The sequence below is a fragment of the Faecalibacterium sp. IP-3-29 genome (genome assembly GCF_023347335.1).
GTDB lineage: Bacteria > Bacillota > Clostridia > Oscillospirales > Ruminococcaceae > Faecalibacterium > Faecalibacterium duncaniae.
In genome coordinates this window covers 1,654,123-1,668,886 of sequence record NZ_CP094471.1, presented here as the reverse complement: position 1 = coordinate 1,668,886, position 14,764 = coordinate 1,654,123, and the positions used below count along the sequence as shown (strand labels likewise).

The following is a 14,764-nucleotide window of genomic DNA, read 5'->3' as shown; positions in this document are numbered from 1 at the left end:
GGTTATATCATAGCTCCATCTCATGTTTCTTTCTCTGTACTGCCTGTGGCTGCTCCCTCCGGCGCAGTGCGGTATCTACGGCGTTCTGCACCTGCCGTAGCCGTATGACTTCCTCCCGGAGTGGCTTGTGCTGCGGAGACAGTTCGGCATACTCTGTTTTTAACTGTGCGTATTCCTGTTTCCATGCTTTCAGGGCAATGGGTTTTCCGTCCAGTTTTTCTTTCAAAATACGGCGGGCGGCATAAAACAGCCGTAACTCCGCATCGTGGGATGTTTCAAATTTCTCCCTCTGTTTCTTAAACTTGATATTGTTCAATTCCGTATGAACAGGTTTTAGCCGCTGGTAATTCTCGCCCTCCCGTATCAATTCCTGCAATTCCTTTATCCGGGCAGATTTCTTTTTCATGGAGTCGCTTAACGCTTCAAATTCTTCGTTGACAGAGGAAAGACGCTCCTGCAAATCCTCTAATGTGAGCAGCTTGTTTTCCGTCAGATAATTGACGGCTTCGGCAAACTGCTTTAAGTTTCCGGTTCTGGCTTTATTGCTCCATGCCCCTGCGTTGCGCTGGTTGTAATAAGCGATCAACAGGTCGGCAAGGCTCGGTGTCTGCGGTTTGGAAAGTTCTTCTTTTACCTCTGCCATCCAGACAAACAGGGCTTTGATCTTCTGCCTCACATCCTGCATGAGCCGGTTGGTGGCTTTAATCCAGCGGTTCAGTTCCCCTTTCTCGGTGCGGATGCCCTTTGCTTCCATCTGCCGGACATTAGCTCCCTCGTGGACAGTAGGTATCAGGTCAAGCCCCTGCCGCACATAGGAACGGTGGTCGATACGCACATCCAGCCCTTTTTCCTCAAATTTTGTATTAACGGCAGCCGCCCACTGCTCCCGCCAGTGTTCCAGCGTTTCCGGCTCATGCCAGTCTGTTGTATGGACAGCGTTAAACATATAATCGCCGTTTTTATCCCGGATTCGGTTTCCATCTTCATCAAGAAGATATTCCCGACGCTGTTTTTGTCCCCATGTGCCATCCGGGTTCAAAGGGCGCATGGTTGTCATCACATGAAAATGCGGGTTAGGGATGCCGCCGTCCTCTTTCTCCGGGCTGTGAAAAGCAAGGTCGGCAATCATGCCTTTTGTCACAAACTGCTCCTGTACGAACTTCCTCGCCAGCTCCATGTTTTCTTCCAGCGTCAATTCATTCTGCATGGCAATATCAAAGGAATAGGCAAGCTGTGCTTTTGGATGTTTCTCGCAGTTCTCCACAGCATTCCAGAGGGTCGCCCGGTCAAGATATATTTCCGGCGCATGGGGCGGCAGCATGATTTCCGAAGCGATCACGCCGCCCTTTTTGGTGTAGTCGCTGACTTCTCCATAGTAGCTGCTGTAAAGACGCTCCCCGGCTCGATAGGCTGCGCTGGCAATGGCGCTCTGACCGGCGCTGCGCTTGATCTGTGCGATTGAAAAATGATAAAGTGCTATCCTTAGTCACCGCCTTTCTCCTGCCCGGAAATACGGGCGTGGTTCTCTGTGGCAGACCGGATGAAATGCTCCGCCTGCGGCAGATTCAAAATGCTTTCCATGAGGGAATAAAATTCCGCTTCGGATAGCTCCTTTGTCTGTGGTGCAATGCTCTCAATAGCTGCCCCACGGGTAATCAGCCGGTGCGTCCTCTGTTTCCGGGAACCGCTTTCCAGATACGCCTGCCGGTTTTTCAAACGCTGCATTTTCCGTTTTTCCTGTTCCAGCAGGACAGTGGTTTTTTCATATTCCTGCTTCAACTGTTCCAAAGATTTTTCCATGTTCTCACATCCTTTGCTGATAAGATAAAGAAAGACCATCCGCAGACAGTCCGTGTGTCAGTGCTTCTATAAAACCCGATGAAAAGGGAAAACCGCAGAGCGGATTTCTCTTTGCGGCGGGTACACAGGGGATAGCCGCTTTAGCGGCGCAAGGGGGTGTAGCCACCTTGTCGGAGCGAAGCGAACGCAGACCTCGGATTGCTGATTTTATCAGCGGCAGAGGTAAGCTCCGCAGGACGCACGATACATGGTCTTTAGACTATGTATAGAAGTGCGCCCTTAGTTCCTAAGGGATTTTGCCGTTTCCGGCAGTCTTGTCCTTTTTCTTGGAACGCTTGGAAAGATACTTCGGGCAGTCAACCACAACCGCCCGGAAGCTCTGTTTACATTCGTGCTGGCATTTCCGGCACAGTTCGTTGTAAGTGATACGGCTGCGGTCATTTAAGAAGAAAGACCATTCCAACCGCCGCTTGTTACTCATTCTTGCCATAACCGGCTCCTTTCTCCGTTTCTATCTGATGTACGCAGATAGGCTGTTTTGATGTAGCGTCTCGGTATCATTTTTAAGTTTTTTTCCCTCTGTATGCCCCTTTGGAAAGTGCGGCAGTATTGCAAGTCAGGGAATGATACCTCACGCTTATTTGTCGCTTCCCGGTACGGTTTCGGAGCCTTTTGCCATCCATTCAAAGAAAGCAATTTTGCTGACCTTGATAAGTCTGCCCCTGCGGAACGCTGGAAAGCCGGGTGTGTGTACCAGCTCATAGGCGCTCGCTCTTGAAATTCCCATAATCCGCTGAATGTCCGCCACATCCAGAACCAGCGGTAAATCCTCGTAGCTGTTCAATCTCTTTTTATCGTTCATTCTGTTCCTCCCATAAATCAAATAGGTTAAAATGCTTCCTGTTGCCGTTCTCCCCAAAAGCCGTTTTCCTGCCCCATTCCTGCGGTGTTTCCCTGCATTGGTGCGCCGAATGCGTCACTTCTCCTGCCGGTCATATCCCTTTTGGACGGTCATTCACTTGTCAAGGTACTGTGCGGTACGAAATTACCAACCGCAATCATCATAGCGTACTATCCTTGACAAAACAATGATTCTGCGATACCATGAGTGTAACGGATATAACTGAATTATATAATTACCATAAACAAAGGCAGGGGATAGGGATGGAGAATCAGTTTATACGGCATGAGCCATGTTTTGAGAGGATTTTGTTTGTCCTGACGCTGGACAGGAAGAAAATGAAAGAGCGGATTTTGATTGGGGAAGAACAGCAGATCCGCTTCCGTCTGAACGGGAGCCAAAACGCAGAGGTGCTTTGTGATATGACACGCCCACTGGGAACTTTTTTGATAAACTTTGAGCGTGACACGGACAGAGACTGGAACTTATACGGGCTTTCTCCGCTGCGGCAAGCTCTCCACTCCAACCGATGGAAACAGCCGGAGCTGGAGCAGGCGGCAAGCGAATTTCTTTGGGAGAAATATCTTAGCAACGACCCTCTGAAAATGTATGTGGCGTTCCGTATCTGGAACAGCTATCTGCTTGCCAGAGAACCCCGTGACCGTAACGCTGCCTGTGACCGCTTCATGGATAAAATGAGCAGCCTGGCCGGGGTATTCCATAACGAAGCCATGACCTTTGACAGGGAGACAGGAAAACCGAAACATTTTCAAGCTGGCAGCCTTTATTTCAAAGGCGCACCGTCAGAAGATACCCGGCTTGACCTCTGGTTCCCGGACAACCGGCGCACAGAAGAATGTGTGTCTGCCTATGCGTCCCTCTCCCCGTTGATTACCTATTATTTGAACCGGCTGAATGACTGGGGACTTTGCTTCCGGCGGTGCAAGGTCTGTGGGAAATATTTTCTGGCAAAGAGCCAGCGGTATGAGCTGTGCAGCGACAAGTGCCGCAAAGCACAGGCGCTTCAAAACAAGCGGGAATTTGACGAGAGGGCAAGAGAAAATAACTATGACCTGCTTTATAAAAATGAATGCCAGAACTGGCGCAACAAAATAAACCGGGTAAAAAATACCGCAGGCTTTCCGACTGACCGTCTGGAAAAAATACAGGCTGCCTTTTCCGACTTTAAGAAAGAAGCCTTACAGAGAAAAAAGGCTGTAAAAACAGGAACGGCCAGCCCGAAAGAATTTGCGGACTGGCTGTATCAGCAGAGTAATGTAATTGTTGAGCTGACCGAGATATGAAAAACTTTCTATCGTCAATTTCGCATTATTGCAATAACAGATTGCTTCTTCCATGAATGGTAATATTATCATCAAACTTTTGGAAGAACTATAAATGTCCGAGGTGCCTTTGATTTCGACAGAAAAACAGGCTGAATTGTTACAAAGCTCGGACATTTCAAAAGAATTTTTTGAAAAATACTAAAGAAGCGGAGCAGCTAAAATCTGCTCCGCTTCGATATGATTGATCTAAGGATGTTTTGCTATTTGATAAAACTCACTCTGTCAACCGCAATCGTTCCACAACTGGAAGGTTAACGTCAGTTTTGTAGACCCATATAGGCACAATAAGGCAGATTAGCAACACCAGTCCAGACACCAGCACCAGTGGGATAAATGGATAGGAGAAAACAGCATAATAGGCCACTTTACTAAAAACCATATATAGCAAGATGAAGATTGCTGTTCCAATGGTGACTGCAAGGGAAAGGGAAACGCCCCAATAATAGAAACCTTCCATAAATAGCATTCGTTTGATTTGTCGCTTTGTCATTCCAATGCTTTCAAGAACAGCTAATTCATAGCGCCGAGTATTTACATTGACAACCATTGTATTGACAAAGTTCATGACACCAACAAGCAGCAGGATCACGGACAACCCTGTTCCTAAAACCTTTGCTGTAATGAGATATTCCTGCATTTCTTCTCGCCGTTCATATCGGGATATAATATCAATGTTAGCTTGTGATGCGGTGATTTGCTTTAATTCTTGCAGTATACTTTCGTCATGTTGACCATCCGTATCAAAGGCCACGCGGAACACTCTATATTGCGGAAAGAGTTCTTTCAAAGCTGTTTGACTAATATACAAATCAGGAGCCGTCCCTCTCTCATTGTCTCCTCCTGCTCGAAACCCTTCATTCAAATAACCGTTCGCTACAATAAAGGAATGCTGTCCGTTCTGCGTCTGGATTGTTATTTCCTGCCCCGGCTGAATAAGGCCTTCTACTGTTTTGGACAGCAGCACAACCTTTCCTTGTTCAAAGGCAGACGTGTCAATAGGCAAGTTTAAGGTTTTATTGATTTCTTCCAAATATGCACTGTCAATTCCAAAAACCCCGCTAAAAAAGTTTTGCTGATAATTTTCTAATTTTGCCGGATCAGAAAAATCAATGCCGTTTACTCCGTCTAATGACGCAAGAAACTCGTGAAATACAGCATCGTCATATACAACATCTGCTGCTACTTGAGGATAAGGTGCATAGGTCAACCTCAAATTCTCAATGCCGTCAAGCTGACCAATCTCTGAAACCATTTCGCTGGAAATTAAATCTTCTCTTTCGTGGATACTATATGTGAGTGCAAAATCGCTTACTCCCCATTGGCTCACATAATTCTCCGGGCTTAAACCATGTAATAGCCCTGTGACGACAAGGAACAAGGAAAGGCCGAAAAAAAGCGATGCAAAAACAAGGGTTGTACTCTTAGCATTACGAAAGACATTGTTCCATGCCATTCTGGACAACTTCATTTTGCTACAATTTCTGGCGCTGCTCTTTGTGCTGGCTGCTGTATATTGGAGTGCTGCTATTGGTGAAACACTTCCGGCAATTTTGGCGGGCTTCATGCTTGCAATCATAACGGTAATGAACGTAAATATGGCCGATCCTATGAAAATAAACGGCGAAAAAGATACTTTTGTTCCCACATCAGAATTTGTTGAATACATCATATTCAGGAAGTAAGGAACAATGCCAAAGGAAACAACCGCACCAAGTAACAGACCAATCGGAATACCAATACAAGAGATTCTGATTGCCTGCTTATAGATAATTCTTTTTATCTGCCTTTGGGTCGTTCCAATCGTTTTAAGACGGCCATAGAATTGCACATCTTTTACGACAGAGACATAAAGAATATTATAAATCAGCAGATAGCCGCTAAAGGATATAAAAACTGCTAAAATTATTACAGCTAAAATAATAGTTCCACCATTTGCCTGTTCTAATGGTGCAATTTCAAATGTTTGCCCTTCTGTAAAGTCAATCTCACGCCGCAATCTTTCACAGTTTTTGTCAGCATTATCATTGCCTTGAAAACGGATCATTGCCGTAACACTATTATCCAGTGATACATTTAAGCTATCCTTAAAAGCGGATGAAACATAAACATAACCACGATTATTTGTGCGCATTGGAATGTAGTCCGTATAGTAGCCCGACAGCAAAAAGGTGTCTGAGACATAATTATAGCTATCGCCAATTTGGTACGACAACACAATCTCCATCCCTATTTGCGGATCAGAAATGCCCATCTGTTCAAGCACCCATGTAGGTAGCATAATTTCGTTTTTACTTGATGGGTAATTTCCTACAACACCTGATATAGTAGGAAGACGGTGGTGTTCCCACTCGGTATCATCTATCCAAACTATACCTAATCTCGCATTTTGCAGTTGCTCTGTATCAACACTGCCTAAACGCTGCTGTATACCTACGTCAAGGACAAGGTTTGATTTTGAAATGTCAACCAACTGATTTTCTGTTACATTTGTGATTCCGACATCAGCGGTAGTTCCCATTAACCGAATTTGTTGCATTTGGTAGGTTTCAAAGTAACTAAAACCAATACTGAATGTCGCAGTTATCATAAATGCAGTTAGCACAAGAGCAATGATTGCAAATAAATTACGCTGCCGTTCATGGTGCAAACTGCGCTTTGCCAGTTTCTTTTCAATGTTACTGGTATCATTTTCAAAAGGCCATGTCATAGTCTGCCACCCCTACTTATTCCACAATTTTGCCGTCCTCAATGCGGACAATCCGATCTGCAAGACGGGCAATATCGTTGTTGTGGGTAATCATCACAACGGTTTGCCGGAACTCCGCACTGGTGCGCTTGATAAGCCCCAGCACCTCAGTGCTGGTCTTGCTGTCAAGATTGCCGGTCGGTTCGTCCGCCAGCACGATAGCCGGTTTGGTAATCAAGGCGCGGGCGATAGCCACACGCTGCTGCTGTCCGCCGGATAGATTGTTCGGCATATTTTTCAGTTTATCTTCCAGCCCCAGTAGGTGAACAATTTCGTCCAAAAACTTCTGATCCACCGTGTCCCCGTCCAACTCCACCGGCAGGACAATGTTCTCATACACATTCAGGATGGGAACAAGGTTATAGTTCTGGAAGATAAAGCCGATGTTGCGGCGGCGAAAGATGGTAAGCTGCTCGTCGTTCTTCTTTGCCAGTTCTTCGCCTCGGACAATCACGGTTCCGCTGGTGGGAGTGTCCAACCCGCCCATCATGTGAAGCAGGGTGGACTTGCCGCTACCAGAGGTTCCCACAACAGCCACAAACTCGCCGTCCTCCACGGAGAAATTTACGCCGTCAAGGGCGCGGGTAATGTTCGGTTCTGTACCGTAATACTTTTTCAGGTCAATCGTCTGTAAAACGCTCATATTCAAAACTCCTTTCAAGGTTTCCTACCTGTTGATGAGTGTATTGTAAAACCCAAATGTCCGCGAAATGTTACAGCGGCTAAAAAAATTCATTGAAAATTGAGGTGAAATGTTACAACGCTCGGACATTTCATTTTATCTCTGCACTTCGGGCCAACTTGACCCGAAGCAGAAAGTTTCTCTCAACGCAAGGGAAGCATAATGGAAAATTCCGAACCCTTGCCCGGCTCCGAAACCACTTTGATATAGCCACCCTGCCGCGTTACGATCTCGCGGGCCAGATACAGGCCAATGCCCACACCCTGCTGTTCGTGTACTTCTTCCTCACGATAGAAGCGCTGGAAGATAGCGGCCTGATTGCTTTCGGAAATGCCCTTGCCAGTGTCGGTCACTTTGATTTCCACATACATTTCCCACAGCACCACAGACACAGCGATTTTCCCGCCTGCCGGGGTGTACTTCACCGCATTGTCCAGCAGGTTAAAGAGGGCTTCCGATGTCCACTTGCTGTCATGGGAAACGGTCAAATCCTCCGGGCAGTCCACGGACACGGCGATTTCCTTTTTCTCCGCTGCATACACGATCCCACTCATGGCCTGTGCCACGGTATCAAAGAGGCGGCCCGGTTTCTTGTCCAACTGGATCACGCCTGTTTCCAGACGGGAGGTTTTCACAAGGGCCTGAAAGAGAAAGTCCAGCTTATCCGTCTGGCTGCGGATTCCCCGGATAAAGTCGGTGCGCTCTGCCTCGGCCATAGGCTTTTCCAGCAGGGTGTCCGTCGCCATTTTCAGATTGCTTACCGGCGTTTTCACCTGATGGGAAATATCCGATACAAGGGTCTGTAACTCCTGCCGTTCCTCGTCCACCCGGCGGCGGTTCTCCTGCATGATCTGGTAAAGCCTTGCCAGCCGGTGTCCGATTCTGGCAAGCTGGGTTTCGCTGTCCTCTGGCCGCTGGGGCGCTTCATTTCCGGCAATCATGTGGTCTAAGGTCTGGCACAGGTCAGCGGTAAACTGTGATAACCGTTTTCCAAACGCCTGCGTCAGTACAAAAATCCCTACAAGGGCGCACAACAGCAGCGCCCCGCCCGTCAGCAGCACCGCCGTCTGTTTTGTCACAAGAAAAAGGGCTATGGTGATCCCGGACATGGAGAGGGCAAACCCTATTGCCACCCGGCCAAACAGCCGCTTTACCGAGAGGTTTTGAAACTTCATTTTGCCTCGCCTCCCGTCCATTGATAGCCCATGCCGTAAACGGTCTTGATGTAGGGCGCGCCGCCGTCGGATTCAATCTTGCTGCGAATCCGGCTGATAGAAGTTGTCAGGGTGTGTTCGTCTACAAACCTTTCGTCTATATCCCACAGCTTTTCCAAAAGCTGCCCACGGGTCAGCACTTGCCGGGGATTTTTGCGGAACAGGTTCAGCATTTTGTACTCCATCGGGGATAGGGTCAGGGGCTTGCCATTTAAGGAAGCCGTCTGTTCCGAGAAGTCCAGAAACAGCCGCCCGTCGTCGTAAATGTCCTTGGCCGGTTTGTGGTGTTCCAGCATGGCGAACATGGCTTTGATTTTTCGCTGCAAGGCCCCGATCACAAAGGGCTTTGTGATGTAGTCCACCGCGCCCACCTCATAGCCCCGTATCTGGTCGCTCTCCTGATCGTTGGCGGTCAGGAATATTACGATGGTGTCCGGGTGCTGGGGCTTTATCAGCTTGCACAGTTCAAAACCGTTCCCGTCCGGCAGGTTGATGTCCAGCAGCACTAAATCAAATTCCCGCTGGCGGATGGCTTCGGCTGCGGTTCTGGCATTTAGGGCAGAAGTCACGCCGTAGCCGTCTGCGGTCAGGTTATAGTCTAACATCTTATTCAAAAAACTGTCGTCCTCGACAATTAAAATCTGCTCCATATTCTCACTTCCTTTGCTTTTTGCAGATAGTATAACAGGCAAATGTCCGAGAATTGTTACAAGGACAAATATATTTATCATTTTACAGCTTTTTTATGTGTACTGCAATTTTATAAAAGAAAGGACAGCAGTATCATCAAATTGCTGTCCTTGCGGTTTATTATAGCTGGTAGTGTATAAGCGTGGGTTCATCATATTTGGTGTGGTATCTTTAACTATGGGAAACTCCCTTTTGCAATCCTGAAGTGTCCATGCCCTCCAAAGAGAACTCTACACGGACTTTTTTGGAGTCGATCTCACCCTTGGAAAGCGCAATGACACATTCCACATGTGTCGTCGCTAGAATCGGAACACATGGATTCAGCCTCGTTAGAAGCATGGGAACACAAAATAGCAGGGGAGTGGTTCTCCTTGCTATTCTTGCGAAGCGGCTTGAAATTCTTGCCGTCCACACTGTTTTTGAACCCGGTCTTGTAAACAAAGACAATCATGTAGGGGTCTTTGTTCCCATTACTATCATAACCGCCCACGATTACTTTTTCAACTATACTTTCAAAAATATGTCGGTCAAAGGTGTCCAGAACCTCATTCTGTTCAAGTGTCTGTCGGAACATGGCGACACGCTTGCGCATGGTAGTTTCGGTTTCGGCTGCATCTTGCAGGCTTTCACACTCTTTCTGCAACTGCTCAATCTGGCTGGACAGGTCTAAATACTTTCGGTCGTAGGTCTCCTTGTCAATGGTATCTTCAAGACGCATATCAACCAGCTTGTTTTTCTTGACTTCCAGAGCGTGAATATCTCTTTCGGCTTTCGCCAGACGCTTGCCCGCGTTGCTTTCAGAAAGAGTTTCTTCTGTCCGTTTCATAAACTCGTCCAGAACATCCTTGTTATTCTGGCACAAGAGGCGATAAGATTCTACAAAAGCCCGCTCAATCGTTCTTTCGTCAACGCCCTTGCTCTCCGGGCAGAACTTTTTTCCTTTTTTGGTGGAAACAACACATTGCCAGATTGCTTTATTATATTGTGAACTGCTATGCCAACTCCTCCTTGTCAGGGTGCCACCACAGAAACCACATTCTATCATGCAGCTAAAAGCGTATTTCCGGCTGAACTTTTCACGTTTGCTGTCCACGTTAAGGCTGCGGGGCTTTGCACGCCGCCGCAAAATTTCCTGTGCGGCTTCAAAGACTTCTTCCGAAATAATGGGCTCGTGGTGCTCACGAATATAAAATTGATCTTCCTCGCCGAAGTTGTATAGACGCCGTTTTGAAATAGGGTCAACGGTAAATGTCTTTCCTAACAAAATGTCGCCTTTGTATTTTTCGTTTTTGATAATGCCGATTACGGTACTGTCTGCCCATTTGGGACTGCCGCGTTTGGTTTTATAGCCTAAGTTTTCAAGTTCTTTGGCAATAACCGAACCACCGGCACCCTCAGTGTATCGCTGAAAAATGTAACGGACAACAGCCGCTTCTTCTTCGTTGATGGTGATGGTTTTGTCCGCTGGATTGTAGTCATAACCTAAACAGCCCTGAAACCCGACCAGCTCACCGCGCTGCATCTTCATCTTCAAGCCCTTTTTGACATTTGCAGAAATATTTTCGACTTCCTGCTGTGCAACAGAGCTTAAAATTACAAGGAGCAGTTCACCGTCCATAGTAAGGGTGTTGATGTTTTCTTCCTCAAAAAACACAGCCACGCCTTTATCTTTGAGCATCCGAACATATTTTAGAGTGTCAAGCGTATTTCGGGCAAAACGCGAAATGGATTTGGTAATCACCATATCCACGTCACCGTTCATACAGTCGTTGATTAAACGCTGGAAATCCTCGCGCTTTTTTACCTGCGTACCCGTGATAGCTTCATCAGCATAGATGCCGGCCAAAGACCATTCCGGCTTACTTTTTATAAGTTCGGTATAGTATTTGACCTGCGATTTGTAGCTGTTCAGCTGATCTTCGGTATCAGTGCTGACACGACAATAGGCAGCTACGCGTAGCCTTTTTTCAAAGTTTGTACGCGCTCGTGGCGAGAGTGTGTTGTGCGCTTTAATGACTTCAACATCTTTCATGCTTGACCTCCTTATTGAATGTGTTCCTTTCATTGCGTTAATCATAACGCCAATGCGACACAAAATCAAGAGGATAGTTCGGAAACCACACGATAATCTTTCATTAAGCGCTGTTTGATAAGGGAATACTCTCTATCGGTTATGAGCTTTCTTTCCAACAGCTGCTTCAAAAAAGCAAGCTGAATGCTATAACGTATCAAATTTTGTTCTTTCAAAAATATCCCCCTTTCACAAAATAAAAAATGAGCCAACGGACGGCTGCTGGCAGCAGCCCACGGGAATCTCACCCCTGCATTCCTCATGCAGCCCTACTCATTGCCTGCGACGCTCTGAACGCTCGGACTTTGACGGTAAGGGAGTATCAGCCTGCCTGTATGTCATGGCCCGCAAGCAGCCGCGCTTGCATTGCGGCGGGGTGGTGATCGCTCCACTTTTCAAAGAAAAGCATCGTGGCGCACCCGCCGTCCGGCTCGATACAGACAGCAACGTATCCGTTTGCCCTATAATGCACCGCCATTGTCCTGCGGGCATATTTTTCAAGGTGCAGTCCCGAAACGTGGAAAGGGTCAGACCGTTTCGGCTTTGGTTACAATAGAAGAAATCAGTTTGATTTCCAGATGGCGTTTCATGTACTCGTCTATGCACACATGGGGCTGGCCGTGCTTATCGTAGAGAATGCCTGTACAAAGCTTGTTGATGTAACCTCTGTAATGCTGCAAAACCTGTTCAACTGCATCGGTGTCCCCAGCGCAGGCAGAGCGAATCACCGAGAGCGGCAAAAAATCTCTGCTCGTGTGTTCATAGGAGTTCATTTACGCCTAACCTCCCTCCGGCAAGTGCGCCTTTAGCTTTTTTCGCAGCTCGTTCAGCGTTTTTGTCCGGTGGCGCTGTACAGCACTCCGGGACATTCCCATGAGGTCGCCAATCTCGCCATCGCCCAGTTCCAGAACGCAAAACAGAATCAGAATGCTTTGTTCTTGCTTTGGCAGAGCGGCAAACGCATTGGCAACAAGTTCATTGTCGATGTGCAGATCACAGCCGTAGGATGAAAATACAAATTCTTCACTTGGATAATGGTCTACACTCGTGAGCTGCCCCAGTTCTTCCAACGAAAGAACGCTGAATGACTTTTCACGGTCAAGCAGACGTTTCTTATTTCGGTGATAGTTCCGGGCCTCATTTCGCAGCACCGCTTTGCAGAACGCATCGAATCGGTACTGTTCGCCATCGTTGCGAGGGATAGCTTCCATCTTCTCACCCCCTTTCCGTGGGGATGTCGGGTGGATTTTTCCCTTTCCGCTAATATGACACCTGAAACACCCGATTCTGCCCGCTTTTTTGAAAATTTCCAAAAATATTTTTTGAAGCAGGCAGATTTTCAGGTGGCAACAGAAAAGCCCAGCAAACCGAAAACGGCCAACCGGGCATAATGGCAGTATTAAACGCGTAGCAGCTACATTGTATAGTACATAGTATAAGCCCTGCTGACCCTGTGCGGGAGCAAGGCTTTTTTTGATAGTTCAAAGCTAGGCGTTCGATAGAATATCAGGCGCATAGCGGCATCCTCCTAGTGGCCGCCATACGGACGATGAAACGCTTTGATAAGCAAAAAGAACCGGCGGCCTTGATTTTCTCAAAAGCCGCCGGTTCAAAATGGGCGCGCGGATATGTCTGCTGTACGACGGCTTTTTTCTTTTGCCGTCGTCCGGCAGTTAATTTTCTATTTTTTTCTTATGAGAAAAGACAATCAATCCAACCAGAAACAGAACAATAAAGCAAAATACAATGCTAATACATCCGCCAATGGTGGCCGATATAGGCACCTCATAGTAAGTGGATTTATCCGAGAAGAACATAGACACACGATATGCAAAGCTACCCGGAATGACAAAGCCTCTTTCTGAACCGATGAACAGGCAAGATACAAAGCCATATATAACTCCGACAACGCTTGTTACAATAATATTGCGGCTCAGATTGATAACGATTGCCCCTAAACAGGTCGTTACAAAAACGACAACACCGGCTTCAATTCCAAACCCGATTGCCAGCTTGAGGAACAGGGAAATACCGCCGGTCAACCTGCCAGCTCCATTGAGTATCGCCACCAATAGGCCAAATGCGATAAATAAGACAGCCGCAAAACAGATGCCGATAACGACGCTGACAGTAACTTTCGATAGAAAGAGCTTCTTCTTTGAAAACCCGTAGGTAATCCAGTTGATGTAAGTTTTGTTTTTGTATTCCTGATAAAACAGCGAACCAATCAAAATGAAGAGCACCATTGGGAAGAACATGGAAAACTGGTTATTCATAAAGAAGAACAGGTCAGCAAGTGATGTTGTGCTACTGTTGAAAATTGCTCCTGCTCCGCCGGTAATGATGGGAAGAAGCGACAACAGCAGAAGAAATACCATAAACCATTCCCGCTTCAACTTGTAAAACTCATTTTTAATCAACACTCCCATTATGCTTCCTCCCTCTGGCCGGAAGTCATAATATCCTCATACAGGGCTTCCAGTTCCTTTTCGTTATAGTCGTTTTCTACAATCTTGATGATTTTTCCGTCACGAATGAAAATAAGAACATCCGTGACAGCAGCAATCTCCGTCAGATTATGGCTTGATACCAAAATACAGTGTTGGGGAGATTTTAAGCGTTCTTTCAGAAGCAGCCGGATTTCCTTTATCCCCATCGGATCAAGACCGTTGGTAGGTTCGTCCAGCAGTAAATATTGAACATCGCCTAAAAAGGCGCGAGCAATTCCCAGTCGTTGGCGCATCCCCAAAGAAAGTTGAGAGAACAGCTTTTTTCGGGCATCCAGCAAGTTCACTTGTTTGAGCGCCACTTCGATGTTTGGTCTTTTCAGACCTAAATATTGTGCGTGGAGCTTCAAATTTTCCTCTACGGTGAGCCGGGGGTAAAAAGCCGGGTATTCAATCAAACTTCCAAAACATCTACTGGAAACGGGCTGTCCATCAGAGAGGATTTCTCCCGAAAAGGCAGTCAGACCCAGCATGGACTTAAACAGTGTTGTTTTACCGGCTCCGTTTGGCCCCAGTACACCATAGATTTTCCCTTGCTCTAAAGTCAAGTTGATGTTGGACAGCAATGCGGTATTTCCAACATTCAAATTTACATTTTTGATTTGCAGCATGAAATACCTCCGTTATTGAAAAAAGATGAAAAGCAAAAAGGCCACAGCATAAATCAAAAATGAAATACTAATGGGTTTTGATCTCTGTTTTAGTCCTTTTAATCCATCGCTCAATACGCCATGCAAGGCCGTGAGCAGGCACACCGCCAAAGCGATGATAGAAACCACTAAAGCTGCTTTAACCATTTGTTTATAC

General features: G+C 46.7%; 17 protein-coding genes. 2 read left to right on the top strand and 15 right to left on the bottom strand.

Going from position 1 to position 14,764, the window contains the following annotated elements; all coding sequences use genetic code 11:
* Nucleotides 1-7: 7 nt before the first annotated feature.
* The 4 genes from mobQ to MTP40_RS07980 all read right to left on the bottom strand — a co-directional run bounded on the left by mobQ (nucleotide 8) and on the right by MTP40_RS07980 (nucleotide 2,662).
* Nucleotides 8-1,480: a MobQ family relaxase gene (gene mobQ / locus MTP40_RS07995; protein ID WP_180998409.1), complete on the bottom strand. Its 1,473-nt coding sequence runs from the start codon at nucleotides 1,478-1,480 to the stop codon at nucleotides 8-10.
* Nucleotides 1,481-1,482: 2 nt separating this feature from the next.
* The gene (locus tag MTP40_RS07990) at nucleotides 1,483-1,800 is read right to left on the bottom strand and encodes a DUF3847 domain-containing protein (protein WP_008816380.1); all 318 of its coding nucleotides are present in this window, start codon (nucleotides 1,798-1,800) and stop codon (nucleotides 1,483-1,485) included.
* 286 nt (nucleotides 1,801-2,086) lie between these two features.
* Nucleotides 2,087-2,290, bottom strand: coding sequence for a hypothetical protein (locus MTP40_RS07985; protein WP_004614949.1), 204 nt, complete (start codon nucleotides 2,288-2,290; stop codon nucleotides 2,087-2,089).
* Nucleotides 2,291-2,437: 147 nt separating this feature from the next.
* Nucleotides 2,438-2,662: a helix-turn-helix domain-containing protein gene (locus tag MTP40_RS07980; protein WP_005362423.1), complete on the bottom strand. Its 225-nt coding sequence runs from the start codon at nucleotides 2,660-2,662 to the stop codon at nucleotides 2,438-2,440.
* A 242-nt stretch (nucleotides 2,663-2,904) separates the two neighbouring features.
* Here MTP40_RS07980 and MTP40_RS07975 point away from each other — a divergent pair, with 242 nt between their 5' ends.
* Nucleotides 2,905-4,005: a DUF6076 domain-containing protein gene (locus tag MTP40_RS07975; RefSeq protein WP_442900399.1), complete on the top strand. Its 1,101-nt coding sequence runs from the start codon at nucleotides 2,905-2,907 to the stop codon at nucleotides 4,003-4,005.
* Between the two features lie 256 nt (nucleotides 4,006-4,261).
* Here MTP40_RS07975 and MTP40_RS07970 read toward each other — a convergent pair whose 3' ends face one another.
* The 8 genes from MTP40_RS07970 to MTP40_RS07935 form a co-directional block, all read right to left on the bottom strand.
* Nucleotides 4,262-6,754, bottom strand: coding sequence for an ABC transporter permease (locus MTP40_RS07970; RefSeq protein ID WP_138373914.1), 2,493 nt, complete (start codon nucleotides 6,752-6,754; stop codon nucleotides 4,262-4,264).
* Nucleotides 6,755-6,770: 16 nt separating this feature from the next.
* On the bottom strand, nucleotides 6,771-7,436 hold the full coding sequence (locus MTP40_RS07965) for an ABC transporter ATP-binding protein (RefSeq protein WP_015536575.1): 666 nt from the start codon (nucleotides 7,434-7,436) through the stop codon (nucleotides 6,771-6,773).
* Nucleotides 7,437-7,618: 182 nt separating this feature from the next.
* Nucleotides 7,619-8,650 (bottom strand): sensor histidine kinase, encoded by a 1,032-nt coding sequence (locus tag MTP40_RS07960; RefSeq protein WP_055192238.1) that lies wholly within the window; start codon nucleotides 8,648-8,650, stop codon nucleotides 7,619-7,621.
* On the bottom strand, nucleotides 8,647-9,339 hold the full coding sequence (locus MTP40_RS07955; protein ID WP_035394423.1) for a response regulator transcription factor: 693 nt from the start codon (nucleotides 9,337-9,339) through the stop codon (nucleotides 8,647-8,649). The genes MTP40_RS07960 and MTP40_RS07955 overlap by 4 nt, the downstream gene beginning before the upstream one ends.
* Before the next feature lie 296 nt (nucleotides 9,340-9,635).
* A complete protein-coding gene (locus MTP40_RS07950) occupies nucleotides 9,636-11,411 on the bottom strand; it encodes a recombinase family protein (protein ID WP_249259138.1) in 1,776 nt (591 codons plus the stop codon).
* Nucleotides 11,412-11,476: 65 nt separating this feature from the next.
* Nucleotides 11,477-11,713: an SHOCT domain-containing protein gene (locus tag MTP40_RS14520; RefSeq protein WP_177716362.1), complete on the bottom strand. Its 237-nt coding sequence runs from the start codon at nucleotides 11,711-11,713 to the stop codon at nucleotides 11,477-11,479.
* Between the two features lie 264 nt (nucleotides 11,714-11,977).
* On the bottom strand, nucleotides 11,978-12,223 hold the full coding sequence (locus MTP40_RS07940) for a helix-turn-helix domain-containing protein (protein WP_117506283.1): 246 nt from the start codon (nucleotides 12,221-12,223) through the stop codon (nucleotides 11,978-11,980).
* Between the two features lie 6 nt (nucleotides 12,224-12,229).
* Nucleotides 12,230-12,661, bottom strand: coding sequence for a sigma-70 family RNA polymerase sigma factor (locus MTP40_RS07935; protein ID WP_249259137.1), 432 nt, complete (start codon nucleotides 12,659-12,661; stop codon nucleotides 12,230-12,232).
* Between the two features lie 30 nt (nucleotides 12,662-12,691).
* Between MTP40_RS07935 and MTP40_RS07930 the strand changes: the two genes are divergently transcribed.
* Nucleotides 12,692-12,841, top strand: a complete 150-nt coding sequence (locus tag MTP40_RS07930) for a hypothetical protein (protein ID WP_156071490.1) — start codon at nucleotides 12,692-12,694, stop codon at nucleotides 12,839-12,841.
* A gap of 282 nt (nucleotides 12,842-13,123) precedes the next feature.
* Here MTP40_RS07930 and MTP40_RS07925 read toward each other — a convergent pair whose 3' ends face one another.
* The 3 genes from MTP40_RS07925 to MTP40_RS07915 are packed head-to-tail and all read right to left on the bottom strand — an operon-like array spanning nucleotide 13,124 to nucleotide 14,754.
* Nucleotides 13,124-13,879: an ABC transporter permease gene (locus tag MTP40_RS07925; RefSeq protein ID WP_099357300.1), complete on the bottom strand. Its 756-nt coding sequence runs from the start codon at nucleotides 13,877-13,879 to the stop codon at nucleotides 13,124-13,126.
* Nucleotides 13,879-14,568: an ABC transporter ATP-binding protein gene (locus MTP40_RS07920; RefSeq protein WP_005930891.1), complete on the bottom strand. Its 690-nt coding sequence runs from the start codon at nucleotides 14,566-14,568 to the stop codon at nucleotides 13,879-13,881. Before MTP40_RS07920 ends, MTP40_RS07925 begins: the two co-directional genes overlap by 1 nt.
* Nucleotides 14,569-14,580: 12 nt before the next feature.
* Nucleotides 14,581-14,754 (bottom strand): receptor, encoded by a 174-nt coding sequence (locus MTP40_RS07915; RefSeq protein WP_249259136.1) that lies wholly within the window; start codon nucleotides 14,752-14,754, stop codon nucleotides 14,581-14,583.
* Nucleotides 14,755-14,764: the final 10 nt, after the last annotated feature.

Bases quoted from the DNA above. Each gene is read 5' to 3' on its own strand.
- MTP40_RS07990 (WP_008816380.1), bottom strand. From the start codon at position 1,800: ATGGAAAAATCTTTGGAACAGTTGAAGCAGGAATATGAAAAAACCACT.
- MTP40_RS07985 (WP_004614949.1), bottom strand. From the start codon at position 2,290: ATGGCAAGAATGAGTAACAAGCGGCGGTTGGAATGGTCTTTCTTCTTA.
- MTP40_RS07980 (WP_005362423.1), bottom strand. From the start codon at position 2,662: ATGAACGATAAAAAGAGATTGAACAGCTACGAGGATTTACCGCTGGTT.
- MTP40_RS07975 (WP_442900399.1), top strand. From the start codon at position 2,905: ATGAGTGTAACGGATATAACTGAATTATATAATTACCATAAACAAAGG.
- MTP40_RS07970 (WP_138373914.1), bottom strand. From the start codon at position 6,754: ATGACATGGCCTTTTGAAAATGATACCAGTAACATTGAAAAGAAACTG.
- MTP40_RS07965 (WP_015536575.1), bottom strand. From the start codon at position 7,436: ATGAGCGTTTTACAGACGATTGACCTGAAAAAGTATTACGGTACAGAA.
- MTP40_RS07960 (WP_055192238.1), bottom strand. From the start codon at position 8,650: ATGAAGTTTCAAAACCTCTCGGTAAAGCGGCTGTTTGGCCGGGTGGCA.
- MTP40_RS07955 (WP_035394423.1), bottom strand. From the start codon at position 9,339: ATGGAGCAGATTTTAATTGTCGAGGACGACAGTTTTTTGAATAAGATG.
- MTP40_RS07950 (WP_249259138.1), bottom strand. From the start codon at position 11,411: ATGAAAGATGTTGAAGTCATTAAAGCGCACAACACACTCTCGCCACGA.
- MTP40_RS14520 (WP_177716362.1), bottom strand. From the start codon at position 11,713: ATGAGGAATGCAGGGGTGAGATTCCCGTGGGCTGCTGCCAGCAGCCGT.
- MTP40_RS07940 (WP_117506283.1), bottom strand. From the start codon at position 12,223: ATGAACTCCTATGAACACACGAGCAGAGATTTTTTGCCGCTCTCGGTG.
- MTP40_RS07935 (WP_249259137.1), bottom strand. From the start codon at position 12,661: ATGGAAGCTATCCCTCGCAACGATGGCGAACAGTACCGATTCGATGCG.
- MTP40_RS07925 (WP_099357300.1), bottom strand. From the start codon at position 13,879: ATGGGAGTGTTGATTAAAAATGAGTTTTACAAGTTGAAGCGGGAATGG.
- MTP40_RS07920 (WP_005930891.1), bottom strand. From the start codon at position 14,568: ATGCTGCAAATCAAAAATGTAAATTTGAATGTTGGAAATACCGCATTG.
- MTP40_RS07915 (WP_249259136.1), bottom strand. From the start codon at position 14,754: ATGGTTAAAGCAGCTTTAGTGGTTTCTATCATCGCTTTGGCGGTGTGC.